Source organism: Methyloversatilis sp. (assembly GCF_965284615.1).
Classification (GTDB): domain Bacteria; phylum Pseudomonadota; class Gammaproteobacteria; order Burkholderiales; family Rhodocyclaceae; genus Methyloversatilis.
Map to the genome: position 1 here is coordinate 1,042,163 of NZ_OZ260098.1, position 24,327 is coordinate 1,066,489.

Annotated in this window: 25 protein-coding genes; 17 read left to right on the top strand and 8 right to left on the bottom strand. The window is 68.1% G+C overall.

The window, feature by feature from the left end:
• The first annotated feature begins 18 nt into the window (after positions 1-18).
• Entirely contained in the window at positions 19-444 is a 426-nt protein-coding gene (locus ACQ66H_RS05085) for a universal stress protein (protein ID WP_304004143.1), read from the top strand.
• A gap of 132 nt (positions 445-576) precedes the next feature.
• Positions 577-2,031 carry an HDOD domain-containing protein gene (locus tag ACQ66H_RS05090; protein ID WP_430433075.1) on the top strand — a complete coding sequence of 485 codons (1,455 nt, stop codon included), beginning with the start codon at positions 577-579 and terminating at the stop codon, positions 2,029-2,031.
• A 23-nt stretch (positions 2,032-2,054) separates the two neighbouring features.
• Here ACQ66H_RS05090 and ACQ66H_RS05095 read toward each other — a convergent pair whose 3' ends face one another.
• The 4 genes from ACQ66H_RS05095 to ACQ66H_RS05110 are packed head-to-tail and all read right to left on the bottom strand — an operon-like array spanning position 2,055 to position 7,385.
• Positions 2,055-2,855: a PEP-CTERM sorting domain-containing protein gene (locus tag ACQ66H_RS05095; protein WP_430433076.1), complete on the bottom strand. Its 801-nt coding sequence runs from the start codon at positions 2,853-2,855 to the stop codon at positions 2,055-2,057.
• 29 nt (positions 2,856-2,884) lie between these two features.
• A complete protein-coding gene (locus tag ACQ66H_RS05100) occupies positions 2,885-4,780 on the bottom strand; it encodes a bifunctional metallophosphatase/5'-nucleotidase (protein WP_430433077.1) in 1,896 nt (631 codons plus the stop codon).
• A 27-nt stretch (positions 4,781-4,807) separates the two neighbouring features.
• The gene (locus ACQ66H_RS05105) at positions 4,808-5,983 is read right to left on the bottom strand and encodes an esterase-like activity of phytase family protein (RefSeq protein WP_430433078.1); all 1,176 of its coding nucleotides are present in this window, start codon (positions 5,981-5,983) and stop codon (positions 4,808-4,810) included.
• A 58-nt stretch (positions 5,984-6,041) separates the two neighbouring features.
• Complete coding sequence (locus ACQ66H_RS05110) at positions 6,042-7,385, bottom strand: esterase-like activity of phytase family protein (protein WP_430433079.1); 1,344 nt, start codon at positions 7,383-7,385, stop codon at positions 6,042-6,044.
• A 316-nt stretch (positions 7,386-7,701) separates the two neighbouring features.
• On the opposite strand from ACQ66H_RS05110, the gene argJ reads away from it, so the two are divergent.
• Both argJ and ACQ66H_RS05120 read left to right on the top strand, forming a co-directional pair.
• Positions 7,702-8,943 (top strand): bifunctional glutamate N-acetyltransferase/amino-acid acetyltransferase ArgJ, encoded by a 1,242-nt coding sequence (gene argJ / locus ACQ66H_RS05115; RefSeq protein WP_430433080.1) that lies wholly within the window; start codon positions 7,702-7,704, stop codon positions 8,941-8,943.
• A 5-nt stretch (positions 8,944-8,948) separates the two neighbouring features.
• Positions 8,949-9,668 (top strand): UPF0149 family protein, encoded by a 720-nt coding sequence (locus ACQ66H_RS05120; protein ID WP_430433081.1) that lies wholly within the window; start codon positions 8,949-8,951, stop codon positions 9,666-9,668.
• A gap of 213 nt (positions 9,669-9,881) precedes the next feature.
• Here ACQ66H_RS05120 and ACQ66H_RS05125 read toward each other — a convergent pair whose 3' ends face one another.
• On the bottom strand, positions 9,882-10,751 hold the full coding sequence (locus ACQ66H_RS05125; protein WP_430433082.1) for a tRNA nucleotidyltransferase: 870 nt from the start codon (positions 10,749-10,751) through the stop codon (positions 9,882-9,884).
• 194 nt (positions 10,752-10,945) lie between these two features.
• Between ACQ66H_RS05125 and ACQ66H_RS05130 the strand changes: the two genes are divergently transcribed.
• The 4 genes from ACQ66H_RS05130 to ACQ66H_RS05145 all read left to right on the top strand — a co-directional run bounded on the left by ACQ66H_RS05130 (position 10,946) and on the right by ACQ66H_RS05145 (position 14,929).
• Positions 10,946-12,592: a PhoX family protein gene (locus ACQ66H_RS05130; RefSeq protein ID WP_430433083.1), complete on the top strand. Its 1,647-nt coding sequence runs from the start codon at positions 10,946-10,948 to the stop codon at positions 12,590-12,592.
• A gap of 262 nt (positions 12,593-12,854) precedes the next feature.
• Positions 12,855-13,415: a PEP-CTERM sorting domain-containing protein gene (locus ACQ66H_RS05135; RefSeq protein ID WP_430433084.1), complete on the top strand. Its 561-nt coding sequence runs from the start codon at positions 12,855-12,857 to the stop codon at positions 13,413-13,415.
• A 93-nt stretch (positions 13,416-13,508) separates the two neighbouring features.
• Positions 13,509-14,645, top strand: a complete 1,137-nt coding sequence (locus ACQ66H_RS05140) for a methyltransferase (RefSeq protein ID WP_430433085.1) — start codon at positions 13,509-13,511, stop codon at positions 14,643-14,645.
• Entirely contained in the window at positions 14,642-14,929 is a 288-nt protein-coding gene (locus tag ACQ66H_RS05145) for a DUF1330 domain-containing protein (protein WP_430433086.1), read from the top strand. The genes ACQ66H_RS05140 and ACQ66H_RS05145 overlap by 4 nt, the downstream gene beginning before the upstream one ends.
• Positions 14,930-14,957: 28 nt before the next feature.
• Here the strand turns inward: ACQ66H_RS05145 and ACQ66H_RS05150 are convergent, their stop codons facing one another.
• Positions 14,958-15,164: a DUF2970 domain-containing protein gene (locus ACQ66H_RS05150; RefSeq protein WP_232419705.1), complete on the bottom strand. Its 207-nt coding sequence runs from the start codon at positions 15,162-15,164 to the stop codon at positions 14,958-14,960.
• Between the two features lie 73 nt (positions 15,165-15,237).
• On the opposite strand from ACQ66H_RS05150, the gene ACQ66H_RS05155 reads away from it, so the two are divergent.
• The 5 genes from ACQ66H_RS05155 to ACQ66H_RS05175 all read left to right on the top strand — a co-directional run bounded on the left by ACQ66H_RS05155 (position 15,238) and on the right by ACQ66H_RS05175 (position 19,370).
• Positions 15,238-16,302: a DUF2157 domain-containing protein gene (locus ACQ66H_RS05155; RefSeq protein WP_430433088.1), complete on the top strand. Its 1,065-nt coding sequence runs from the start codon at positions 15,238-15,240 to the stop codon at positions 16,300-16,302.
• Positions 16,299-17,165, top strand: coding sequence for a DUF4824 family protein (locus tag ACQ66H_RS05160; RefSeq protein ID WP_430433089.1), 867 nt, complete (start codon positions 16,299-16,301; stop codon positions 17,163-17,165). Before ACQ66H_RS05155 ends, ACQ66H_RS05160 begins: the two co-directional genes overlap by 4 nt.
• Before the next feature lie 204 nt (positions 17,166-17,369).
• Positions 17,370-17,603, top strand: a complete 234-nt coding sequence (locus ACQ66H_RS05165; protein ID WP_430433090.1) for a DUF3565 domain-containing protein — start codon at positions 17,370-17,372, stop codon at positions 17,601-17,603.
• A gap of 34 nt (positions 17,604-17,637) precedes the next feature.
• Entirely contained in the window at positions 17,638-18,270 is a 633-nt protein-coding gene (locus tag ACQ66H_RS05170) for a DUF1294 domain-containing protein (RefSeq protein WP_430433091.1), read from the top strand.
• A 521-nt stretch (positions 18,271-18,791) separates the two neighbouring features.
• Positions 18,792-19,370, top strand: a complete 579-nt coding sequence (locus ACQ66H_RS05175; RefSeq protein WP_430433092.1) for an NAD(P)H-dependent oxidoreductase — start codon at positions 18,792-18,794, stop codon at positions 19,368-19,370.
• Between the two features lie 6 nt (positions 19,371-19,376).
• Here the strand turns inward: ACQ66H_RS05175 and ACQ66H_RS05180 are convergent, their stop codons facing one another.
• Positions 19,377-19,967 carry a class I SAM-dependent methyltransferase gene (locus tag ACQ66H_RS05180; protein ID WP_430433093.1) on the bottom strand — a complete coding sequence of 197 codons (591 nt, stop codon included), beginning with the start codon at positions 19,965-19,967 and terminating at the stop codon, positions 19,377-19,379.
• An 11-nt stretch (positions 19,968-19,978) separates the two neighbouring features.
• Positions 19,979-20,362: a Co2+/Mg2+ efflux protein ApaG gene (apaG, locus tag ACQ66H_RS05185; protein ID WP_019919320.1), complete on the bottom strand. Its 384-nt coding sequence runs from the start codon at positions 20,360-20,362 to the stop codon at positions 19,979-19,981.
• Between the two features lie 122 nt (positions 20,363-20,484).
• Here apaG and rpe point away from each other — a divergent pair, with 122 nt between their 5' ends.
• From rpe to crcB, 4 genes are all read left to right on the top strand, one after another.
• Positions 20,485-21,192, top strand: coding sequence for a ribulose-phosphate 3-epimerase (rpe, locus tag ACQ66H_RS05190; protein ID WP_430433094.1), 708 nt, complete (start codon positions 20,485-20,487; stop codon positions 21,190-21,192).
• Between the two features lie 2 nt (positions 21,193-21,194).
• Entirely contained in the window at positions 21,195-21,872 is a 678-nt protein-coding gene (locus ACQ66H_RS05195) for a phosphoglycolate phosphatase (protein ID WP_430433095.1), read from the top strand.
• A gap of 183 nt (positions 21,873-22,055) precedes the next feature.
• Complete coding sequence (gene trpE, locus ACQ66H_RS05200; RefSeq protein WP_430433096.1) at positions 22,056-23,528, top strand: anthranilate synthase component I; 1,473 nt, start codon at positions 22,056-22,058, stop codon at positions 23,526-23,528.
• A 390-nt stretch (positions 23,529-23,918) separates the two neighbouring features.
• On the top strand, positions 23,919-24,296 hold the full coding sequence (crcB, locus tag ACQ66H_RS05205; protein WP_430433097.1) for a fluoride efflux transporter CrcB: 378 nt from the start codon (positions 23,919-23,921) through the stop codon (positions 24,294-24,296).
• The last annotated feature ends 31 nt before the right edge of the window (positions 24,297-24,327 follow it).

Below are 24,327 nucleotides of genomic sequence, written 5' to 3' on the forward strand. Positions count from 1 at the left end.
ACAAGTGTCGAGAACACCATGCGTATCCTCCTTGCCGTAGACGGTTCCGATCATGGCGTGCGCGCCACGGCCGAAGTGCTGCGTCTTGCCGCCATGCTGACCAATCAGCCCGAAATCCACCTGCTGTTCGTGCACGCCCCGGTACCGGGTGGTCTGCTGCAGCACCACGTCAGCCGTGAAGCGCTGAACGACTACTACCGCGAAGAAGGGCAGGACGCCGTGCGCTCGGCGCTGGAAACCCTGCGCAACGCGAAGATCGAGCCGGTGCTGCACCTGCACGTCGGCCCGCCGGCCGAAACCATCGCCCGCTACGCGGAACAGCACGACTGCGAAATGATCGTGATGGGCCGTCGAGGTCACGGCGCGCTCGCCAGCTTTGCCCTCGGCTCGGTAGCCAGTGGCGTGCTGCACCACTCCAACCGCCCGGTGCTGCTGGTCAAGTAAGCCCGGTACGGCCGGTGGCGCCTGCTCAGGTGCGCCGGCCGCCCGCACGCTGCCTCGGGTTCTGCCTCAAGAATTCGCTGTGGCGCGCCGTTAGCGGGACATGATGTCAATTTTTGTGTCCCGCACCCATCCATGAGCGCACCCACCGCCACCGCATCCGATCCGCTCGAAGCCTGGGTGGATCGCCTGCGCAGCCAGGACATGCCCATCTTCAGCGCCACGCTCGCCGCCATCGGCGAGGTCGCGGGCGACGAGGCGAGTCCGACTTCCGCGCTCGGTACCATCATCCTGCGCGACGCCGGCATGACCGCACGCGTGCTGCGGATGGCCAATTCCGTTTTCTTCCGTGGCGAAAGCCAGCGCGTCAGCACGATTTCGCGCGCCATCGTCGTGCTCGGCTTCGACACGGTGCGCAATATCGCGGTGTCGGTCGCGCTGATCGATGCCTTTCTCGCCGGTGGCGTGCGCGAACGCGTGGCGGCTGAAATGGCGCGCTGTTTCCACGCCGCGGTGCATGCGCGGCACGCCGCGTCGGCGCGCGGCGACGCGTCGCCCGAGGAAGTGTTCATCGCGACGCTGCTGTCGCATATCGGCGAAATGGCCTTCTGGTGCTTTTCCGGCGAAGTGGGGCAGAAGCTCGACAAGGCGCTGCGCCAGAGCAAGGCGCAGCCGGAACAGGTCGAGATGGAGGTGCTGGGCTTTCGCCTGCGCACGCTGACGCAGCAACTGGCGCGCGAATGGGCGCTGCCCGGCCTGGTCGTGAACGCCTGTGCCGACGGCGTGCGGCTGGACAGCCGCGAGGCGCTGGTGGTCGCCGGCTACCGGCTCGCCGTGGCGGCCGAGGGCGGCTGGGACTGCGAACGCGCACGCGGGGCGATGCGCGATTACGCCAGGGTGCTGCGGCAGGACATCGCCACCGTCGCACCAGTGGTCGCCGCGCACGCGCGCGAGGCGGCCCGCATCGCCGGCTTCTACGGTTGCGAGGACGCGGCAGCGCGCATTCCGCAGCCGACAGCGGCATCCGGTGCTGCGCCGGCGGAGGTTGGCGACGGCGCCGAGGCGGATCCGCTGCTGCAACTGGATGTCGCGCGCCGCATGACCGCACTGATGGCGGCCCGTTCGGCCAGCACCGCGGTGCTCGATCTGGCGCTCGAAGGCGCAGGTCGCGCGCTGGGTGCCGACCGCGCGGTGCTCGCGCTGGTGGCACCGAATCGCGCGCAACTGGCTGCGCGCGCGACCGAAGGTCACGGCGCGCAGCAGCTGATGCGCCATTTCACTTTCCTGCTCGCCGGTGCGCCGCGCGACGCGCTGACCGAACTGGTCGACCACGGCCGCGTCATCGATATCGATGCCGACCACGTGCCCGCACCCGGGCTGCCCTCGGTGGCTCGCCTGCGCGCTGCGCTGGGCGAGCGGCACCAGATACTGGTGCCGCTGCACGCGCAGAACCAGGTGGTCGGTGTGCTCTACATCGATCGCGCACCGTCACGGCCGCCGTTTCCGGCCGGCACCCAGGACGCGCTGCTGCATCTGGCGCAACTGGCCAGCCTGGCACTCGACGCCGCTGCCACGCCGCGCCGCGGCTGAGGCGCGGACGCGGCGCGCGCGGCTCAGCCGCGACGGCGGCGGGCGGCTGCGCCGATCAAGCCGAGACCGGCCAGCAGCAGCGCGCACTGTTCCGGTTCGGGCACTGGCGTGACCGTCAGCGACCCGCTGACCAGCGTTGTCGATTCGATCAGATTTCCTGGTCCGACCGGGGCCATGCTCATTCCGATGCTAGCGTTAGACCCGAAGCCGATATCGAGCCGCAGATCCGCGCCGACCGAGCTGTCGAACGCGAAGCTGAAGATGCCGCTGTCAAAGGTTGCGACTTGGTACTCGGCGATGGTGCTGTTGCCATCGCCGCGCACGATGAGCGACAGGAAAGACGGCGTCGAGATGGTGGATAGGGCGGACGAGAAGATGTTGTCGATGGTGCCTGAGAACGAAACTCGTACTGCGCTTCCGTCTGCTGCTCCGTCACCCTGGATGCGCACCGCGGCCAGCATCTGGGAGTAGATCGTGTCGCTGCCCGAGTTCACCTGGACGGGCTGGGTCGTATCGAGCGACATGCTGCGGCTGCCCTGAATGAGTACGTTCGACGGGTCAGACGCGGCGTCAAGCAGAAGAGACTGACTCCACACGTGGGACACGCTGCCGGCGGAGCTCTCACCACCGCCGACGCCGAGCAGATAGCCGCTTCCCGATAAGTCATCCAAGGTGCCGCCGAAGCTCCACGATGCGGCAAGCTCGTTGATATTGGTGTTGGTCGAGCCGCTGACGCTGCCCGAGATCAGGCTGAAGTGGGCCGCCTGAGCGTTCATGCCCAGCGATGCCAGCGCGAGCGCCAGCGTGGTCTTGATCAGGTTCATTCTCTGTTCTCCGGAATCGAATAAGGGGGTCAGTCGTTCCTGGTGATGCGGTTCTGCGGGCCCGGCGCGACGCCGGTCGGGTTGGCCTGCAGATAGGCTTCGAAGGCGTCGGTATCGACCGCACCGCCGAGGCGCTGCGTGCCATCCTTCAGTACGGCGAAGCCGTCGCCGCCGTCGGCGAGGAAGCTGTTCACCGTCACCCGGTAACTGGCCGATGGATCGACCGCCACGCCATCCAGCGTCATCGACGTGACGCGCGCGTTGCAGGCGTTGCCGGCGGTGTAGGCGTAGTGGAAGCCGCGCGACACCTGCAGGATGCGGGTCGCGGTCTGGCCGTTGCAGCCGTTGAACTGGGTTTCCAGCAGCGTGCGGATCTGGGCGCCGGTCAGCGTCATGGTGACCAGCGAATTGCCAAAGGGCTGCACGGTGAAGGCGTCGCCGTAGGTCACCTTGCCGTCCGGCGCATTGAACGGCAGATCGGCACGGATGCCGCCCGGATTCATGAAGGTCACCACGGCTTCGCCGGTGCCGGCGTCGTCGGTCGCGTCGAGCTGGGCGTCGGCGATCACGTCGCCCAGTGCCGATTCGCCTGCCGTGTTCTGCGAGCGGCTGATCGCCGCCGTGATCGTGCCGATGACGCGTGCCTTGGGCACGGCGGACAGCGCGTCGTAGTGCGCCACCAGATCGGTCAGCGCCGCGTCTTCCTCGGTCGTGGTGCCGGTGACGAGGTTGTTGGCGGCCACCGCGATCACGTCACGCGTGCGGGTATCGATGGTGAGGTCGATGTCGCTCAGGTTGCGCGCGTACTGACCGGCCGACGTGACGTGCACCGGCTGGCCGGCAGCGTTGTTGATCAGGCAGTTGTATGCGGCATGGGTGTGACCGGACACCACCAGATCGACCTCGGGATCGAGCCGGTTGACGATGCCGACGATGGGGCCGGACGCGCCGGTGCAGTCATTGATGCCGCCGGACGCAAAGCCGCCTTCGTGGATCAGCACGACGATGGACTCGATGCCCTGCGCCTTCAGCTTCGGGATCAGCGCATTGACGGTGTCTGCCTCGTCGTTGAACTGCAGGCCGGCCACGCCGGACGGCGACACGATGCTCGGCGTGCCCTCCAGCGTCATGCCGATGAAGGCCACCTTGTTGCCGAGGAAGTCCTTCACGCCGTAGCCGGGGAACACGGTGCTGCCGGTGGCGGTGTCATGCACGTTGGCGGCGAGGAAGCGGAACTTCGCGCCGGCGAATTCGCCGCCCTTCAGATCCTCGTTCATGCCGAGGCCGGAGTAGACATCGGTCGGGTGATTGCCGCCGTGCTGCATGCGCAGCAGTTCGTCCTTGCCTTCGTCGAACTCGTGGTTGCCGACCGCATTGAAGTCGATGCCGATGCGGTTCATCGCCTCGATCGTCGGCTCGTCCTTGAACAGTGCCGAGGTCAGCGGGCTCGCACCGATCATGTCGCCGGCCGACACCACGGCGTGCAGCGGGTTCTGCGCCTTCAGTTCCTTGATGCGGGTCGAGAAGCGGGTGACGCCCGGGTTACTGCCCGAACCTTCGAACGGCTTGATGTAGCCGTGGAAATCGTTGAAGGCGATCAGCTTCACCTTCAGCGTGGTGCCGATCTGCGAGTTGCGTGCAGCGATCAGCAGGCGGGCGCGTTCGACCGCACTGATCTTGCCGGCCTTCTGCTGCGCCAGCGTCACCGACGATACGTGGGCGATGAAGGCGGCCTGATTGCCCCACGGGTCCTCGTCGCGGATCTGGCTGTTGACGGTGGTGCAGCTCGCGTCGAGCACGCGGTCCGGCACGCCGCTGTCGGTGCTGCCGAAGACCACGTTGCCGCTGTAGCTGCCCGGGACGCAGGCGAATGCCGCCTGACTCAGTGCGCCAGCGATGGCCAGTGCGAGAAGTTTGATGCGCATGGTGATGTGCTCCAGAAGGTGAGGGGGTCAGCGCCGCGCGTGGCGACGGGCCAGCGACAGCACACCAAGGCCGGCCAGCAGCAGCGCGTGCTGTTCCGGTTCAGGTACCGGTGCGATTTCAAGTGCGATGAACTGCGTGCTCTGCGTGGCGCTGAAGTTGTTGTCGGCGACCAGCACCAGCGTGCGGTTGCCGTTGGCCAGCGTCTTGCCCCAGCTCACGCCTTCGATGTTGTCCAGCGTGATGCCGTCAAAGGTGATCGGCATTTCCAGCAGCAGCGTGCGGCGCATCGGCGTGTAGTCGGCGCCGATGAGGCTGGCGAAGCTGCTCACGTCGGTGGTGTCGGCGGTGATTTCGGCCAGCGTCAGGCGGATGGTGTTGCCGACGCCAAAGGCGAAGGCGCGCTCGATCGCGATGAACTGCGTGTCGGAAATTGCCAGCAGTTCGGGCAGACCGTTGTCCGGGCCGAAGGGCGCACCCGGCACCGCGTTGACCGGAATCGGCGGCAGTTCGTAGGCATATTGCGCACCGGCCGCGCCGCTCACCGGGTCGAGCGCGGTCAGGCGCACCACGCTGCCGTTGCTGATCGACGTGAGCGGGCCGTCCTGCACCAGCGCGTCTTCGTTGGCGGTGTAGATCGTGCCGTTCGGCGTCACCGTCAGCGCTTCGAACAGCTTGTTGTTGCGCCCGCCGGTGCTGGCGTTGTTGACGTAGTTGTACAGGGCGGGCGTGGCGAATTCGCGCACGAACACGCCCGAGGTCGTCATCTCGCGGACGAAGGGCTGGTAACGGCTGGCGGCGTTCGCGTTCCAGTTGCCTTCGGAGGACCAGTACAGATTGCCGTTCGGTGCGACACGGAGGCCTTCCGGGTCCACCGTGCGGGCGTTCGACGGGAAGGTCGTGCCGTCCGGGCGCTGCATATAGGTCTGACTGTTGAGGGTTACGCCGTTGAAGCCGGCGGCGTCGTAGTCCAGCGACAGGTTGTAGAAGCGCGGCGTACCGCGCTCGCCACCGCGGTCATCGGCGATCGCCCAGTACGTGCCGTCGGCGGCGCGATCGAGGCCGGAGATGCCGCCAAATTCGACACCCTGGAACAGCGTGCCGGTGGGCAGCGAGGTCGCGCCGATCACGCGCAGCGAGAAGTCGGCCGCGTGCGCGGCGCCGAACGAGAGGGCCACAGCGGTGGCCAGAAGCAGTTTCTTCATGATGGATTCCGGCAGGCGTGACGAACCGGCCCCGCTGCTGCGGGGCCGGCGCGAAGGATCAGCGGCGGCGCTTTGCGGCGAAGCCGATCAGGCCCAGGCCAGCCAGCATCAGCGCGTAGGTCTCGGGCTCCGGCACCGGGTTGGCCAGGCTGATCTTCAGGAACTCGGTGTGGTCGGAACCGAAGTCGCGACCGCCGGTGCCGGGGTAGTTGTTGTCGTTGATCACCAGCAGCGTGTTGGCGTCGAGGATGAGCACGTCCTCGATGGTCACGTAGGGGAAGGTGAAGCCGGTGAGGCCGTCGCCGTTCAGGTCGTCCGGGTCGGCGATGTTCATCAGGTTGACCAGTTCGGTCTTGGTGACGAAGCCGCCGTCGGCGACACCGGTGGTGTCGGCGATGAAGATCTTCTTGAACGGCGTGCCGCTGGTGGCGGTGCCGCCGTTGCGCTCGATCACCAGGAAGCGGTGGTCGTCGATCGCCGTCATGTCGCCGATGGCGGTGCCTTCGGCTTCGAGCTGGTACAGGTAGTCGAGGCCGGTATAGCTTTCGCTGTCGATGCTGAATTCGTTGATGCGCAGGCTCTTCGCCGGATCGCCGGCCACGGTCTTTTCGAGCAGCGTGTAGAGCTTGTCGCCGCTGGCGTTGATGGCCATGCCCTCGAAGCCGCCCGAGCCGCCGAGGTTGCTGGTGACCGAACCGTTCAGCACCGCCTCGTGCTGCGGCGCGAACACGCCGGGCAGCGCGATTTCGCGGCGCTGGACCACGCCGGTGGCGTCGGTCTTGACCAGGTAGGGACCGAATTCATCGCCGAACCACAGATTGCCGTTCTTGTCCTGGCGCACCGACTCGACGTCGAGGTCGGCACCGGTGAGCAGGCGGCCGGACTTGATCGACGGATCGACCAGCGGGTTGGCGGCGTTGTTGTAGTAGTGCGTGTAGTCGGCCTGGACCTTGATGCTCAGCAGGTTCTTCGGGTCGCTCAGCGTGATGCGGCTGGCGGCGTTGAAGGCGGGCAGCGAAGCGCCGGTATTCCAGTTGGCGGCGGACACGGTGCCGCTGCCGCCCAGCGCGGTGCGGAAATCGACATTCACCGCATAGCTGCGCAGCAGCGTGTCGGCCGAATTGCCCTGCGCGCCGAAGCCGTTGTCGGTGATGACGCGGAAGCTGCCGTTGGCGCCGGCCAGCACGCCCGAGAAGCCCTGCACCGGCTGCATGTCGATCAGCGGCAGCGGGTTGCCACCGGCACCGGCGCCAGCGAACTGACCCGAGGTCGGGCCGTCGGCGAAGGTGTTGGCCGGCATCACGGCCCAGCCGGACAGCGTGTTCTGTGCGGCGTTGGCCGAGGTGGCGGCAAAGGCGGCTGCCACCGCCAGCACCAGGGTGAGTTGCGTGCGTGCGTTCATGTCGTGTCTCCCACAGGTTTCATGCCGGCGGAGTGCCGGGAACGCGCCGACCTTAGGGAGCGGTCTTTTCAATGCCATGAAGGGTGGGTGAGCCGTTCGGCGCATGCTGCCGGCAGATCCGCGCCCGGCCGGGGCGTGCGTGTCGAGGTGGGGGTGCCTGCGCGGCCTTGCCGCAGCTGCCCGCGCAAGCGGCAGATGACGGCCGTGTGACGGAATGCGTTTCTTCCTGTTACGCCGCGGACCCCGTGCACGGCCCGGCAACGGCTGCGGCCTGCATGTAAACTCCGCGCTTTACCTCCCGCGAACCGAGCCCGCCATGCCCGTGAACTACCAGACGCCCCCCGCCGAATCCATCCTGCCGGTCGCCGGCGTCCGTCTGGGCATCGCCCAGGCCGGCATCCGCAAGGCCAACCGCCGCGACCTGTGCCTGATTTCGCTGCTGCCCGGCGCGCGCGTGGCCGGCGTGTTCACGGTGAACCGCTTCTGTGCCGCACCGGTGCAGGTGTGCCGTGACCACCTGTCGCGCAGCGACATCCGCGCGCTGGTCATCAACACCGGCATCGCCAATGCCGGCACCGGCGAACCGGGTCTGGTCGCCGCGCACGCCACCTGCGTGGCGGTGGCCCGCGCGCTCGAACTGGCGCCGGAACAGGTGCTGCCCTTCTCGACCGGCGTGATCATGGAGCCGCTGCCGGTGGACCGCATCGAGCGCGGCATCCCGGCCTGCATGGACGATCTCGACGAGGCCAACTGGTACGAGGCGGCGCACGCCATCATGACCACCGACACCATCGCCAAGGCCGGCTCGCGCACGCTCACGATCGACGGCCGCCGGATCACCATTACCGGCATCAGCAAGGGCGCCGGCATGATCAAGCCGAACATGGCCACCATGCTCGGCTTCATCGCCACCGACGCGGCGGTGTCGCAGGCCGCACTGGAAGACATGGTGAAACACGCCGCCGACCGCTCGTTCAACTGCGTCACCGTCGATGGCGACACTTCGACCAACGACTCCTTCATGCTCATTGCCTCCGGCACGGCCGGCAATGCCGAAATCACCTCGCTCGACAGCGCCGACGGCCGTGCGCTGGCCGACGCGGTCACCTCGCTGGCGGCCGAACTGGCGCAGGCCATCGTGCGCGACGGCGAAGGCGCGACCAAGTTCATCACCATCGAAATCGAAGGCGGCCGCGACGTGCCCGAGTGCAAGGCGGTCGGCTACGCGATCGCCCACTCGCCGCTGGTCAAGACCGCTTTCTTCGCCTCCGACCCCAACCTCGGCCGCATCCTGGCCGCGGTCGGCAACGCCGCGCAGACGCACCCGTCGCTGGCCGATCTGGACACCTCGAAAGTGAGTCTGTGGATCGGTGACTTCCTGGTGTCGAAGGACGGCGGCCGCAATCCGGACTACAAGGAAGAGCAGGGCGCGGCCGCGATGGCGCCGGCCGAGATCACGATACGCGTGGCGCTGGGCCGCGGCGACGCCCGCGCCACTTGCTGGACCTGCGACTTCAGCTACGACTACGTGAAGATCAACGCGGACTACCGCAGCTGAGTGCCATGAACGCGCCGATCAGGCGGCTGTCGCCCGCCGAGCTCGAAGAACTCGGTCGGTTTCTGGCCTCGCCACAGCTTCAAGCCACGGCGATGAGCGTGCCGATGCTGGAGGGCTTTCTGACCGCCGTCGTCGTCGGCCCGCGCCAGGTCATGCCGAAGGAGTGGCTGGCCCGGGTGTGGGACTGGCGCGACGCGCGGGTGGCGCCGGACTTCGACGACGAAGACCATGCCGAGCGCGTCATCGCGCTGGTGATGCGCCTCTTCGACCGCATCGAAGACATCTTCCTGAAGCGCGCCGATGCCTTCGAGCCCATATTCACGCGGCGGGGCGAACAGGCCGTCATCGAATGGTGCGAAGGCTTCCTGGTGGGTACCCGCTTGAGCCCCGACAAGTGGGCCGAAATGTGGGACGAGTACCCCGACCTTGCCGCACCTCTTACGCGCCCTGGAACAGACGAGGGGCGCGCGACGCTGCGCGACGGCGAAGCCATGCTCTGGGGCAAGCTCGTGCCGCCGGTGCTGGTCGCGATCCACGAAATCTGGTTCGACCTGAGGAGGGCTGACCCGGAAGGGTTGGGTGAGGACGATTCCGCGTACGTCGGCGCCTCCGTCGAATCCTGCTTTCGCGCCGAGCCGAAGGTGGGGCGCAACGACCCTTGCCCCTGCGGCAGCGGGAAGAAATTCAAGAAGTGCTGCGGCAGCGGAGAGCAGTCGGTGCACTGACTCAACGCCCCCGGCCCCGACACCTCGCGGGAGCGAGCTTGCTCGCGATCGCGGCCGATATTGACGCCGGTCGCTTGCCAAGGCCGTATCGCGGCCAGAGGCCGCTCCCACGAGACACGTGCGGGCTGGTCAAGCCAGGCGCGCTTTTGTGGGAGCGAGCTTGCTCGCGATGGCGGCGTCGATTCGGCGCTGCAGCGCAGGCGGGGCCTCTGCCTACGCCTCCCAGCGCCGTGATTGCAGCGCGGCAGCCACCGCCTGCGCGCGCGCTTCGAGCAGGGCGTCGGCGGCAATCGCCGCTTCGTTGACGCCCCGGCAGGCGGACAGCGCGGTGCGCAGCATCGCAGCCTTGGGGTAGGGGCGAGAGGCGCGTCCCGGGTAGGCGCGGAAATCGCAGGTGCATAGCGTCATCAGGCGGTCAAAGCGTTCAGGCTGACCGAAGGCATCCACCCGCTCCAGCATCGCCGTGATCGAACCGGCGCGCATTTCGGCCGCACGGTGCACGCGCTCGCATTCGGCGTTGGCCAGCAAGGCCAGATCGACGCAGTCGTCAGGCACGCCGAAGCGCGCGTTGATCGCCTCGATGCGCGGCACTCCGCGTTCGATGTGCCGGTAATGCACCGGCAGGTGTTCGCGCGGTGAATCCGACTTGCCGACGTTGAACACCAGCGCCGCGTAACGCACCGCGAACGGCGCATCGCGGCGCGCCGCTTCATCGACGGTGCGCAGCAGGTGCTCGCCGATATCGACCTGGTCCGGGTCGTCCGCAATCTGCGGCACGCCGAACAGCGCATCGACCTCGGGCAGCAGCACGGCCAGTGCGTCGCACTCGCGCAGCGCACGCAGCATGCGCGACGGCGCCCGCGCCGACAGGCCGCGCGCCAGTTCGCGCCAGATGATCTCGGGCGCGAGATCGGCCAGCGCGCCGGCGGCCACCTGTTCGTACATCAGGTCCAGCGTGTCTTCGTCGAGCCCGTCGTCCTGGCTCGCCGCCAGCGCCGCCATGCGCAGCACGGTGAGGGCGGGGCTGGCGAGCATGTCGGTGAGGGACTTGCCGAACGGGCCGGGGGTGAGGTTCGCGCTCATGAATTTTGTCTTCGTGGGGTGTCCGGTGCGCATTCTGGCGCCGTCGCTGTGCAGTGCATCGTCGATGCCCCGACCTTTCGCCGCCCGCCGCGACCGATGGCCCGTTCGGACCACGTTGCGGCACCGACGCCGTCATGCAGTTGACACCCGCCGCACCGATGATGAGAATCTCGCTACCGCGCCCGGAGTCTCGAATGTCCTCGTCCTGTACCTCACCCAGCCGTCGCCGCCTGCTCCAGGGCTCCGGCGCGCTGGCTGCCACCCGATTCACCGGCCTGATGGGCGCGCTGTATGCGCAGAACGCGCTGGCCGCCACCGGCAAGCAGACGGTGTCGGCTCTGTCGCCCTACGGCGCGCTGGCGCCGGTCAAAGACGCAAGCACCGGCCTGCCACTGCTGCAACTGCCGCCGGGCTTCAGCTACCGCAGCTTCGGCTGGACCGGTGACAGCATGAGCGACGGCAACCCGACGCCCGGCAATCACGACGGCATGGCCGTGGTTACCTCGCGCCGCGCCGGCCGCAGCACCGAACTGGTGCTGGTGCGCAACCACGAGCGCGGTCTGGTCGCCACGCCGGCCGAAGCCATCCAGGCGCCGCGCAGCTACGCCACCCAGCCGGTGAACGGCATCATCACCGTGTATTACGGCAGCCTGCCCATCCGCATCGGTGCCGGCGGCATCGTGAGCGACCCGTCGGCCGCCGCGCCGGCGCCCTTCGTCGGCTATCCGGCCGGCGGCACCACCAACCTGCTGTTCCGCGACGCGGCTTGGGCCGGCGCCACCGGTTCGATCGGCGGCACGCTGGGCAACTGCGCCGGCGGCCCGACGCCCTGGGGCACCTGGCTCACCTGCGAAGAAACCATCTACGACTTCTCCGGCATCGGCGGAAAGAAGCACGGCTATGTGTTCGAAGTCAACGCCGACGCCGGTGACTCGATCGCCGACCCCATCATCGGCATGGGCCGTTTCGTGCACGAAGCAGTGGCGGTTGACCCGACCACCGGCTACGTCTACGAAACCGAAGACAACCGCAACGTGTCGGCCTTCTTCCGCTACGTGCCGGCCGACACCTCGGGCGAACTGGGCAGCCTGCACAACGGCGGCAAGCTGCAGGCGGCGCGCATCAAGACCATCGTGCGCAAGGCCGCGCCCGCCACGCTGGCCCAGGCCAACGACCAGGGCCTGCTGAACCCCGACATCGGCGACGAATACGAACTGGAGTGGGTGGACATCGCCAACCCCGACGCCGACCCGGTGGTCGTGGCCGGCCAGCCCGGCGGCGTCAGCCTCGCCTTCATGTCCGGCCCCACCCATCAGGCCATCAGCCAGGGCGGCGCCCGCATGAGCCGCGGCGAAGGCATCTGGTATTCCGCCGGCAAGATGTTCATCGTCGATACCGCCGCCGGCACCGACAGCCGCGCGCGCGTCGGCCAGGGCGAAGGTGCGGTGTGGGAACTGACGCTGGCCACCATGCGCCTGCGCGCCATCTTCGTCAGCGGCAACCAGACCGCCGGCAACAACCCGGACAACGTCACCGTCAGCCCGCGCGGCGGCGTGCTGCTGTGCGAAGACGGCGGCGGCACCACCGACGCCTACGGCAGCGGCAACCGCCTGCTCGGCCTGAACCCGGCCGGCGAGGCCTACATCTTCTGCAAGAACAACGTGAACCTCGCCGCCGACCAGATCGCCGCCGCCGGCAAGACCGTGGCCGCGGCCGACTATCGCAACTACGAATTCTGCGGCGCCTGCTTCGACCCGACCGGCCGCGTGCTGTTCGTGAACATGCAGACGCCGGGCATCACCGTGGCCATCACTGGGCCGTGGGCCAAGGGCAATCTCTGAACCTAAAAACCTCAGTTGACCGCTTGTCATGAAGTCGAGAGCTCTGCCCATCAAGGAGATTTGTCAGTTTGCGTTGCTCACCCTCCGGGTGAGACCGCTTCGACGTCGCGTGCACGGCCGGCGGTGCGCCCGGCCGCGTTGCTCGTCCTTGCTGGGAGCCATCCTGCCGCGTCCTCGCGCCTTGCCGTACACCCCGCCAACCGCACCCACGACGCCGATCAACTGAGGTTTTCAGGTTGAACAACGATTCCGGAGCCATCACATGAACATCCGCTACACCTTCGTCGCCGCGCTGTGCGCCTTCGCACTCGCCCCTGCCGCCCACGCTTACACGCTCGACGTCGTCGCTGCCAACGGCAACATCGTGGACACCAGCTTCAGCACGCCGGACATGCTGTCCATCGACTTCGGCCTGATCAACACGCTGCCGGTGACGTTCACGCTGACGCGCGACGACAGTGACCTGCCGATGCTCAACTTCAACGCCATCGTCCGCAATTACCTCGGTCTGGGCTTCGAAAGCCTGACGCTGACGATATCCGGCGGCCTGTTCAACACCCTCGGCAGCGCCGGCGGCACCTTCGGCTCGGTCGCCACCGTCACCGGCAGCCACGACAGCGCACGCATCACCTTCAGCGGCCCGGAATACGTCGAAGCCACGCTCGGCGACTGGTTCCTCGACGGCAGCCAGACCGACTTCGTGCTCGACATCGCCAACGCCACCGGACCGGTCACCCTGACGCTGACCGCCGCGGTGCCCGAGCCCGAAGGCTGGGCCATGATGCTGGCGGGGCTGGGGCTGCTCGGCGCGGTGGTGCGTTGACGTCGCTGATGCTGCATTCGCTGCTCGCCCGGGATTGGTGTAGCGTGCTGCGCTCTTGCCGCGACAGCGGCTTCAGCGCGGACGGAATGGTCAGTGAGCGACGCAGTTCTGCAATGGAATGAAGGCGATGTTCAACTCGGTGCCCGCTGGCAATCCGAAGCGGGCGTAGCCCCCCCGAAGAAGGTGGTCGTCGCCGACGACACGCTGACGGCCGACATGGCCTTCCGGCTGGCGAGCGAGGGCACGGCGCTGCTGTGGCGCGGCGACTTCCAGAACGCGCGGCAGTTGCTGCAGGCGATGGCGCGGCGGGTGGATCGCAAGCCGCGCAAACCGGCGGCCACGCTGCGCGATGCGTTCAACCAGCACCGGCTGGCGCAGTCGCAGCGGGCGCGCACGCTGGGCATGCTGCTGATTCCGTTCGAGGCGGGTCACGTCATTCCGCTGCGCCGCGCGCCGGACGTGGTCGAGGCCTGCACGCAGGCGCACGGCGAGGCGACAGAGCCCTATGTCTGTTCGCTGCGCGAGTTGTTGGGCGTGATCAGCGCCTACGAGTGGCGACGCAATGGCGTCAACATTCCGGCGCTGTGCGCGCACATCCACCCGCATTACGGCGTGTTTTCGCCAGTGCGCGGCGAGTATGTCGATCTGGTGGCGAAGGCGCCGCTGCCGGCGGCGCTGAAGAGCGATTCGACCGCTTTCGACATCGGCACCGGTACCGGTGTGCTGTCGGCGGTGCTGGCGAAGCGCGGCGTCGCGCGCGTGGTGGCGACCGATCAGGATGCGCGTGCGCTGGCCTGCGCGCGCGAAAACGTTGCGCGGCTGGGCATCGGCGCGCAGGTCGAGGTGATCGAAGCCGATCTGTTTCCGCCGGGGCGCGCGCCGCTGGTCGTGTGCAATCCGCCCTGGCTGCCGGCGCGACCCAGTTCGCCGCTGGAATACGCCGTCTATGACCCCGACAGCCGCATGTTGCGCGGTTTCCTCGCCGGGCTGGCGGCGCATCTGGCGCCGGGCGGCGAGGGCTGGCTCATCCTGTCTGATTTCGCCGAGCACCTCGGTCTGCGCGCGCCGGACGAACTGGCGGGGCTGATCGATGCGGCCGGGCTGAAGGTGGTCGGCCGGCTCGATGCCCGACCGCGTCACCCGAAGGCTTCTGACGCCACCGATCCGCTGCACGCAGCGCGTGCGAAGGAAGTGACGACGCTGTGGCGACTGGTGGCGGCCGCCGCATGAGCTACTACGTGATCGGCCACATCCGGGTGCTGGATGCCTCGCGCTGGGCGGATTACCGCGCGCGCGTCGGCGTCACGCTGGCACCCTTCGGCGGCGAACTGGTGATGCGCGGCCGGGTGAATGCGGTGCTGGCCGGCGACTGGCCGGGCACCGATACCGTGTTGCTGCGCTTCGTCGATGCGGCCAGCGCGCGCGCCTGGCACGACTCACCGGCCTATCAGGCGCTGGTGCCGCTGCGCGAGGCCGGGGCCGACGTGGTGCTGGTCGGTTACGAGGGCGAGTAGCCCGCCGGAGCCTTTTACGCCCGGCGCTTCAGCCGGTGGCCCACAACACGAGGCCGATCAGCACGACATTCACCGCGATGGCGGCGAACAGCCCGCCGAGCAGGAAGTGCTGCGGGCCCAGCCCCTCGGTGGTGCGGTTGATCATCCGTGTGCGGCCGATGCCGGTGAAGGTGAGCAGGATGATTTTCAGCGCGCGCAGACTGCCGCGCAGCAACGGTACGGGGGCGTGATCCATCGTGCGATTGTGCCCGATCGGCAGCGCGCTGCGCTCGTGGCATCATGCGGCGATGACATCCGGAAGCGATCCGATGGACGACAACCTGTCACGCACCGATGCGCAGCAGCGCGCCGACGACATCCACGCTTTCCGCCGCGAACAGGCGCGGCTGGTCGCAGACGGCATGGCGACGGCCGACGCGGCAGCGATCCGCGCGCATCACGACGCACTGCTCGCCCGCTTCGCCGCACGGCCCGATGTTGACACCACGCAGCGCGCGCGCCAGCTCACGCTGGGCCTGCGCATCGCCTCCTTCCTCGGCGCGCTGGCGCTGGCGGCCAGCGTGTTCTTCCTGTTCCGCCAGTATTGGCCGCTGTTTCCGGAAGCGGTACAGGTGATCGTGCTGGCCGGCGCTTCGCTCGGCACACTGGTGCTCACCGCCTGGTTGCACCGGCGCGACGCCTCCGGCTACTTCACCAAGCTGGCCGCACTGGTCGCCTTCGCCTGCTTCGTGCTGAACCTGAGCCTGCTCGGTTCCAGCTTCAACATCACGCCGTCGGACAGGGCACTGCTGCCGTGGGCGGCTTTCGCGCTGCTGCTCGCCTACACCTGCGAACTGCGCCTGCTGCTGGTGGCCGGACTGGTCTGCATCACCGGCTTCATCGCCGCCCGCGTCGGCACCTGGACCGGCATGTACTGGCTCAGCGTTGGCGAGCGGCCGGAACATTTCTTCCCGGCGGCGCTGCTGATGTTCTGCGTGCCTTTCTTCGTCGATCACCGGCGTCATCCGGGCTTCGATGCGACTTGGCGGCTGGTCGCGCTGCTCGCGCTCTTCCTGCCCATGCTGGTGCTGTCGAACTGGGGCCGCGCGAGCTATCTGCCCTTCGATGCGGATGTGGTCGAGGGCTTCTATCAGCTGGGCGGCTTCGTTGCCGGCGGCCTGCTGACCTGGCTCGGCGCGCGCCGCGGCTGGCCCGAGGTGATGAATACCGCGGTCGTGTTCTTCGTCATCTTTCTGTACACCAAGCTGTTCGACTGGTGGTGGGCGGTGATGCCGAAATTCCTGTTCTTCCTCGTGCTCGGGCTGGTGGCGCTGCTGGTCATCCTGGTGCTGAAGCGCTTGCGGGCGGTGACGTCGGTGGAGGGAGGGCGATGAGGCGCGCGCAGAAGATCCTGCTGGTGGGCGGTGTGGCCCTCATCGTCGCGGTGAATGCATTCGTGCTGGCGGGCGTGGCTTGGAACCGCTCGGGCGAGCCGGGCAGCGCGCTCACCCTCACTCAGCGCGAGCTCAGCCTGCCCTACGCCTACGGGCTCGACGGCGAGCGCGGCGGCATCGACGTGGCGCTGCTCTGGCGCGCGCCGATGCGCGACGACAATGCGGATGCCGCGTATGACATGCACTACGGCCGTGGGCCCGACTGGCTCGACGCCGACAAGCTGCGCGAACTGGGCTTCGACCTGAAGGAGGAGCGCGACGCCCACCGCCAGAAGCGCGAGGTGTACGTCGTGCTCGAACTGGCCGGTGCCGACTGGCAGGCGGCGCTGGCGCAGGCGCAGCGCCGGCTGGATCGTGCGCTGGCCCGGGGCGACGCCGAAAAGCAGGATGTCAACGCGCAGAAGTCGGCGCAGGAGGCGCTGAAGTACGAGCAGCAGAAGGCGTCGCGCCTGTTCGCCGTTGAACGCCGGGCTGGACGCCGCTGCGCTGCGCCAGCGCTATCCGGACACGCACCGCCACCTCATCGTCGTGGCGACGGTGACGCCATCGGTGATGGTGATCGACAAGAAGACCACCTTCAGCGGCCACATCGGCGAACTGGCGGTCGCCCGCATCAGCGTGCCGCACGCGCTGCGCGGCGCGATGGACGGCATCGACCGCAGCGCGCTCGACAGCGGGCGCGCCACCTTCGAAATGGACGTCGCGTGGGGCCGCCGCTTCGAACCGTGGGTGACTGCGGTGCGGCCGCAGCGCGAAGCAATGGACGAATAATCCTGAAAACCTCAGTTGACCGCTCGCCATGAAGTTGAAAGCCCTGCCCATCAAGGACATTGGACGGTTTGCATCGTTCACCCTCCGGGTGAGACCGCTTCGACGTCGCGTGCACGGCCGGCGGGGCGCCCGGCCGCGTTGCTCGTCCTTGCAGGGAGCCATCCTGCCGCGCCCTCGCGCCTTGCCGTACACCCCGCCAACCATGCCCACAACGCCGATCAACTGAGGTTTTCAGGATGAAGCAGCCGATCACCGGCTACCTGATCGACGAGGAGGGCGACTGGGTCGCCCGGCTCGCCTGCGGGCACCGCCAGCACGTGCGCCACCACCCGCCTTTCATCAACCGCCCCTGGGTGGTGACGGAGGAGGGGCGTGCGGCTCACCTCGGCGCGCTGCTCGAATGCCCGCGCTGCGACGCCTTCGAGTGGCCGGACCACATCGTCGAACAGGCAGGACGCGACCGGCGGTGATATCGTCCGCAGCCTCATTTTCAAGGTAAGCAGCATGCGCAGCGAAGGTCGCATCCGGTCGTGGAAGGACGACAAGGGTTTCGGATTCATCACGCCGGATGGCGGTGGCGAGGACGTGTTCGTGCACATCAGTTCGTTCGACGTCGAGGGGCAGCGTCCAACCGAGGGTCAGCGCGTGGCGTTCGATCTCGGCCGCGACCGCAAGGGGCGGCGCTGTGCGCAGCGGGTGACGCTGGCCGGCGTGCCGCTGAAGACGCGACGGGTCGAAGTGCGCGACGAGGCCTCGCCGGCACAATGGGGCGGTGCGACGCTGTTCCTGATTCCGGCCTTCCTGCTGCTGATGGTGCTGGTCAGCGTGCTGTGGCAGGCGCCGCACGGCTGGTTCCTGCTCTATCTGACGGTCAGTCTGGTGACTTTCGCGCTGTACGCGATCGACAAACAGCAGGCGGCGATCGGCGCGATGCGCGTGCCCGAACCGCGCCTGCACCTGCTGGCCCTGGTCGGCGGCTGGCCGGGTGCGCTGCTGGCGCAGCAGTTCCTCCGTCACAAGACGGTGAAGGCTTCGTTCCGCCGTGGTTTCTGGATCACTGTCTTCGGGAATGTCGCACTCTTCCTGCTGCTGACCAGCCCGTTCGGCCGCCCGCTGGTGGCACGGCTGCTCGGCTGACAGCTTCCAGAAGAGCTCGACCCGGCGCCGCGCACTGCCCACCGCCGCTGTCGAGGTCGGAAGACCCCTCCCACAGGACCACGGCGCCAGCCACAGATCGGGCGCACTCCCTGTGGGAGCGAGCTTGCTCGCGATGCGGCTGTCGCTGGCCGCCGGCTTTGTTCGATGCCGCTATCGCGAGCAAGCTCGCTCCCACGAGCCTGGGCAAAGGCCTGAGCGAGGAACCCTGCGGGAGGCCCATTGCTGCCGACGGGGCCTGAACCAAGAGCCGCACACTGCCCACCGCCGCTGTCGGGGTCAGAAGCCCCTCCCACAGAACCCCAGCCCGGGCACTGGCTGGGGGTCTGGGCGCGTCCTCTGTGGGAGGGGTCTTCTGACCCCGACAGGGCCGCGGTGTGCCGCCAGCTTTTTTCACGTGAGCGACGCACTCCTGCTGTGCGATACCCGACCCTGATCCCGCTCAAGGGCCGAACGCGCCCGGCTGGTCATGATGAAGGCCTCTGCATTGCAGGAGCCCCGCCATGAGCCGCATCGTCGTCATCCAGGGTCACCCCGAATCCCGCCCCGGTCTGCTGCGCGCACTGGCCGACAGCTATGTGGCCGCCGCGCGAGAGGCGGGCCATACGGTAAGCGTGATCGACGTGAGCCGGCTTTCCTTTACCGTGCTGCGCTCGAAAGCCGAATGGTCAGCGCCGGCGGAAGGCGACATCGCGCAGGCTCAGGTGCTGATCGCCGACGCCGAGCATCTGGTGGTGTTCTTCCCGATCTGGCTGGGCACCTTGCCGGCCGTGCTCAAGGCCTTTTTCGAACAGGTGTTCCGCCCGGGTTTCGCCATCGGCGAAGGGCGCGGGCGCAACCCCTTCACCCGGCTGCTGAAAGGTCGGTCGGCGCGGCTGGTCGTCGCGATGGGCATGCCCGCCTGGCTGTTCCGCACCTTCTATCTGGCGCACGGCGTCATGAGCTTCAAGCGCAACATCCTGCACTTCGTCGGCATCCAGCCGGTGCGCAGCACGCTGATCGGCAGCGTCGATGCGATGACCGACGCCGGCCGTGCGCGCTGGCATGCGCGAATGCGCCGCCTGGGCCGCGACGCGGCGTGAGCCGGCTCAGGTTCTCAGCAGCCGCACCCGCCTGAACCAGCCGCCGAAGGCCGCCGGCTCGTCGCTGACGATGCCGAAGGGCAGTCTGTCGAGCGCGTCTTCCAGCACGACGTCGAGCCGGGTGGCGATGCGGCCGGCCAGCGGCGACAGCAGGCGGCGCAGTGGGGCAGGGCGGCCGCGGCGCAGGAACTTGTCCAGCACCAGCGCCGCACCGCCGGGGCGCAGCACGCGCGCCGCTTCACGCAGGCAGGCGGCGCCATCCGGCACCACGGCGACGATCAGGTGCAGCACCACGCAGTCGAACTGCGCGTCGGCGAAGGGCAGGCGCATCGCGTCGCCGCGAACCGCTGTGTAGTTCAGGCCGGAGGCGCGCGGCAGGCTGCGTGCGAGCATGGCGGCGTTGAAGTCGATCGCGGTGTAGCGGTGATCGGCGGGCAGGTGGGGCAGGTCCAGCCCGGTGCCGACACCGACCAGCAGCACGTCGGACGAGGTGCGCGGCAGGTGGGCCAGACTGGCGCGGCGGGCGCCGAGCGACGCGGCGGCGACCACCGTGTCGTAGAGGGGGGCGAGGCGGGTATAGGACGAGGCGAGCGACATCGCCTCGTGGCTCAGTGCAGCACGCGCGGCATGGCCAGCGTGAATTCGGGAATGTCGGCTTCGAACTGCGTGCCGTCCTCGGCCACCATCTGGTAGCTGCCGCGCATCGTGCCGACCGGGGTGTTCAGCGCGCAGCCGCTGGTGTATTCGAACTTCTCGCCGGCTTTGAGCAGCGGCTGCTGGCCAATCACACCCAGCCCGCGCACCTGCTGTTCGGCGTTGTTTGCGTCGCGGATGATCCAGTGCCGGCTGATCAGCTGCGCCGGCACGGTGCCGGTGTTGGTGATGCTGACGGTGTAGGCGAACACGAAGCGGCTGTCCTCGGGGTCGGACTGCTCTTCGACATAGCGTGCCTGCACGCTCACCGTCACTTCGTATTTTTTCGATTCGGCCATGCCTTCTATTTAACCGAACTCCGATGACGCGGCAAGCGGTGCGCACGCACGTATCGGCGACACGCGACAGGGCGACGCTTCCGACCCGATACAATCGCGGCTTCGACCTTCGGAGCCGCACCGTGAGTACCACCAATCTGGATTACCTGATCGCCCCCAGCATCCTGTCCGCCGACTTCGCCGCCCTCGGCCAGGAAGTGCGCAACGTCATCGCCTCGGGCGCCGACTGGATCCACTTCGACGTGATGGACAACCATTACGTGCCCAACCTGACCATCGGCCCGCTGGTGTGCCAGGCGCTGCGGCCGCACACCGAGGCGGTGATCGACGTGCATCTGATGGTGAAGCCGGTGGACCGCATCATTCCCGATTTCGCCAAGGCCGGCGCCAATGTGATCACCTTCCACCCGGAAGCGTCCGAGCACGTCAACCGCACGCTGTCGCTGATCCGCGACCACGGCTGCCAGGCCGGTCTGGTGTTCAACCCGGCGACGCCGCTGCACTACCTCGACCACGTGATGGACCGCCTCGACGTCGTGCTGCTGATGTCGGTGAACCCGGGCTTCGGCGGCCAGAGCTTCATTCCGTCGTCGCTCGACAAGCTGCGCGCGGTGCGCGCCCGGCTCGACGAATACGTGTCGCGCACCGGCCGCCATATCCGGCTGGAGATCGACGGTGGCGTCAAGATCGACAACATCGCCGAAATCGCGCGCGCCGGCGCCGATACCTTCGTCGCCGGCTCGGCCGTTTTCGGTGCCGGCAAGGACAGCGACCCGCACCGCTACGACAGCGTGATCGCCGCGCTGCGCAAGCAGCTGGAAGCGGTCTGAGCATGACGCAGCGCTTCGCGGTCGCCGCCATCACCTTCGACCTCGACGGCACGCTGCTCGACACCGTGCCCGACCTCGCTGCTGCCGCGCAGGACATGGCAGTCGAACTGAGCGTCCCGCCGCGCCGCGAGGACGAGGTACGGGTGTTCGTCGGGCGTGGCATTCCGAACCTGGTCGAACGCTGTCTCGGCGAGCGGGCGCAGGATGCGGCTTTTCTCGCGCGGGCGATCGAGGTGTTCAAGCGCTGCTACCGTGTGCGCAACGGCGTGCGTGCCGTGCCTTACGACGGCGCGCACGCAACGCTGGCTGCGCTGCAGGCGGCCGGCTTCCGGCTGGCCTGCGTCACCAACAAGGCGGTCGACTTCACGCTGCCGCTGCTCGAACAGATGGACATGCGCCATTTCTTCGGCAGCGTGGTCGGCGGCGACACCCTGCCGCAGAAGAAGCCCGACCCGGCGCCGCTCTTGCACGCGGTGCGTGAACTGGGCGTGGCGCCGTCGGCCGCGCTGCACGTCGGCGACTCGTACAACGACATCGACTGCGCCCGCAATGCCGGCATTCCGGTGCTGGGCGTGCCCTGGGGTTACAGCGAGGGGCGCGTGCTGGACGCAAAAGATTGCGATGGGCTACTATCCTCGCTCCCCGATCTGCTCGACCGGGTCACGCTTTCGACCGCCTGAGCCGACGAAACCACTACGCACCGAAGCCGAATGGACAGCCCGAATTCCAAGGAGACACCCGCCCGCAGCTGCGCGCCCGCGCCCCTGCACGGGTACCTGTGGCGAGCCGCCTGAGTCCGCTCCTGGTCAGGCGCGCGCGGTGACACCGCGGCGTCGTTCGAAACCCCGCTCTCCGGTCTGTCCATGAATCAAGATCAATTCGAGGCGCTTGCACGCGCCGGCTACAACCGCATTCCCGTTTCGCGCCAGGCACTGGCCGATCTCGACACCCCGCTGTCCGCCTATCTGAAACTGGCCGACGTACCGTATTCCTATCTGCTGGAATCGGTGCAGGGCGGCGAGCGCTGGGGCCGTTACTCGATACTCGGCCTGCCGGCGCAGACGCGCATCGTCGTGCGTCGCGACCGGATCGAGGTGCTGCGTGACGACGCGGTGATCGAGCGGACGGAAAGCAGCGACCCGCTGGCCTTCGTCCAGGCCTTCCTCGGCCGCTACCGCGTGCCCGACCTGCCGGGCCTGCCGCGTTTTTCCGGCGGTCTGGTCGGCTATTTCGGCTACGACGTGGTGCGCTACGTCGAGCACCGGCTCGCCGCCGGCTGGGACAAGGCCGATCCGCTGGGCGTGCCGGACATCCATCTGCTGCTGTCGGACGAGCTGGCGGTGTTCGACAACCTGTCCGGCCGGCTCACCTTCATCGTCTATGCCGACCCGGAGAAGCCGGACGCGCTGGTCAATGCGCATCTGCGCCTCGACGCGCTGACCGCGCGCCTGCGTTCGCCGCTGCGCGAGCCCGACACCCCGCGTGGCGAATCGGTGGCCGCGGAATCCGGCTTCGGCCACGACGCCTACTGCGCCGCGGTGGAGAAGGCGAAGCGCTACATCTTCGACGGCGACATCATGCAGGTGGTGCCGTCGCAGCGCATGAGCAAGCCGCTGGCGACCACGCCGATGGCGGTGTACCGCGCGCTGCGTGCGCTGAATCCGTCGCCCTACATGTACTTCTTCAATCTGGGTGATACCCACATCGTCGGCGCCAGCCCGGAAATCCTGGCCCGCCTCGAAGGCGACAAGGTGACCGTGCGGCCGATCGCCGGCACCCGCAAGCGTGGCGCCAACGCCGAGGAGGACCGCGCGCTGGCCGAGGATCTGCTGTCGGACGAGAAGGAACGCGCCGAGCACATCATGCTGGTCAACCTCGGCCGCAACGACCTCGGCCGCGTCGCCGCCACCGGCACGGTCGAAGTGACCGACCGCATGGTGGTCGAGAAGTACTCGCACGTGATGCACATCGTCAGCAATGTCGAAGGCGTGCTGAAGCCGGGCCTGACCGCGATGGACGTGCTGCGCGCCACCTTCCCCGCCGGCACCGTCAGCGGCGCGCCCAAGGTGCGCGCGATGGAAATCATCGACGAGCTGGAGCCGGTCAAGCGCGGCATCTATTCCGGGGCGGTCGGCTACCTCGGCTTCAACGGCGGCATGGACGTCGCCATCGCGCTGCGTACCGCGGTGATCAAGGACGGCGTGCTGCACGCCCAGGCGGGCGGCGGCGTGGTGATGGATTCGACGCCCGAGGGCGAGTGGCAGGAAACGCTGAACAAGGCGCGCGCCGTGCTGCGCGCCGCGGAACTGGCCGAAGCGGGGCTGACGCCCGGCTGACTCCAGCCCGAGGCCGCCGCCCGCGGTTTTGTGGGAGCGAGCTTGCTCGAAGCCTGCGGCGTGCGCCCGCCGCGTCGCGGCCAAGGCCGCTCCCACAAAAAGCAGCCCCGAACGACCGCTGAGGCGGGATTCCTGTGGGAGCGAGCTTGCTCGCGATCGCGGCTTGGAACGAAGCCTGCAGCATGCCAAAGCCGCATCGCGACCAGAGGTCGCTCCCACAAAAAGCAGCTACGAACGGTCGCCGAGGCAGGGTTCCTGTGGGAGGGGTCTTCTGACCTCGACACGGCCTGTATCGAAGCCTGCGGACAGCAGAGGCCGTTCCCACAGGAGGCGAGCCGAGGCCCGGTCTGCCCCTACAATTCAGGCCTCGAACACATCGGGTAGTGCGACATGCAGAACTTCATTGCCGTCGGTGCCGGCGCCGCGCTGGGTGCATGGATGCGCTGGGGCCTGTCACTGGCGTTGAACCCGCTGTTCGCCGGCTTCCCGCTCGGTACGCTGGCGGCCAATCTGATCGGCGGACTGCTGATGGGGGTTGCCCTCGCGGTGCTGCAGGCCATGCCCGAGTTGCCGGCCCATCTGCGCCTGCTGGTGACCACCGGATTCCTCGGCGGCCTGACCACCTTCTCCAGCTTTTCCGGCGAGGTGTTTGCGCTGTTCGAGCGCGGCCACACCGGCTGGGCGCTGTTTGCGGTGGCGGCTCACGTGCTCGGTTCGCTGGCGATGACCGCGCTGGGCTGGTGGGGCTGGCAGCTGTTGCGCGGCTGAGCGGTTCGCGCCGGCGCCGTCTTTCGCGGAC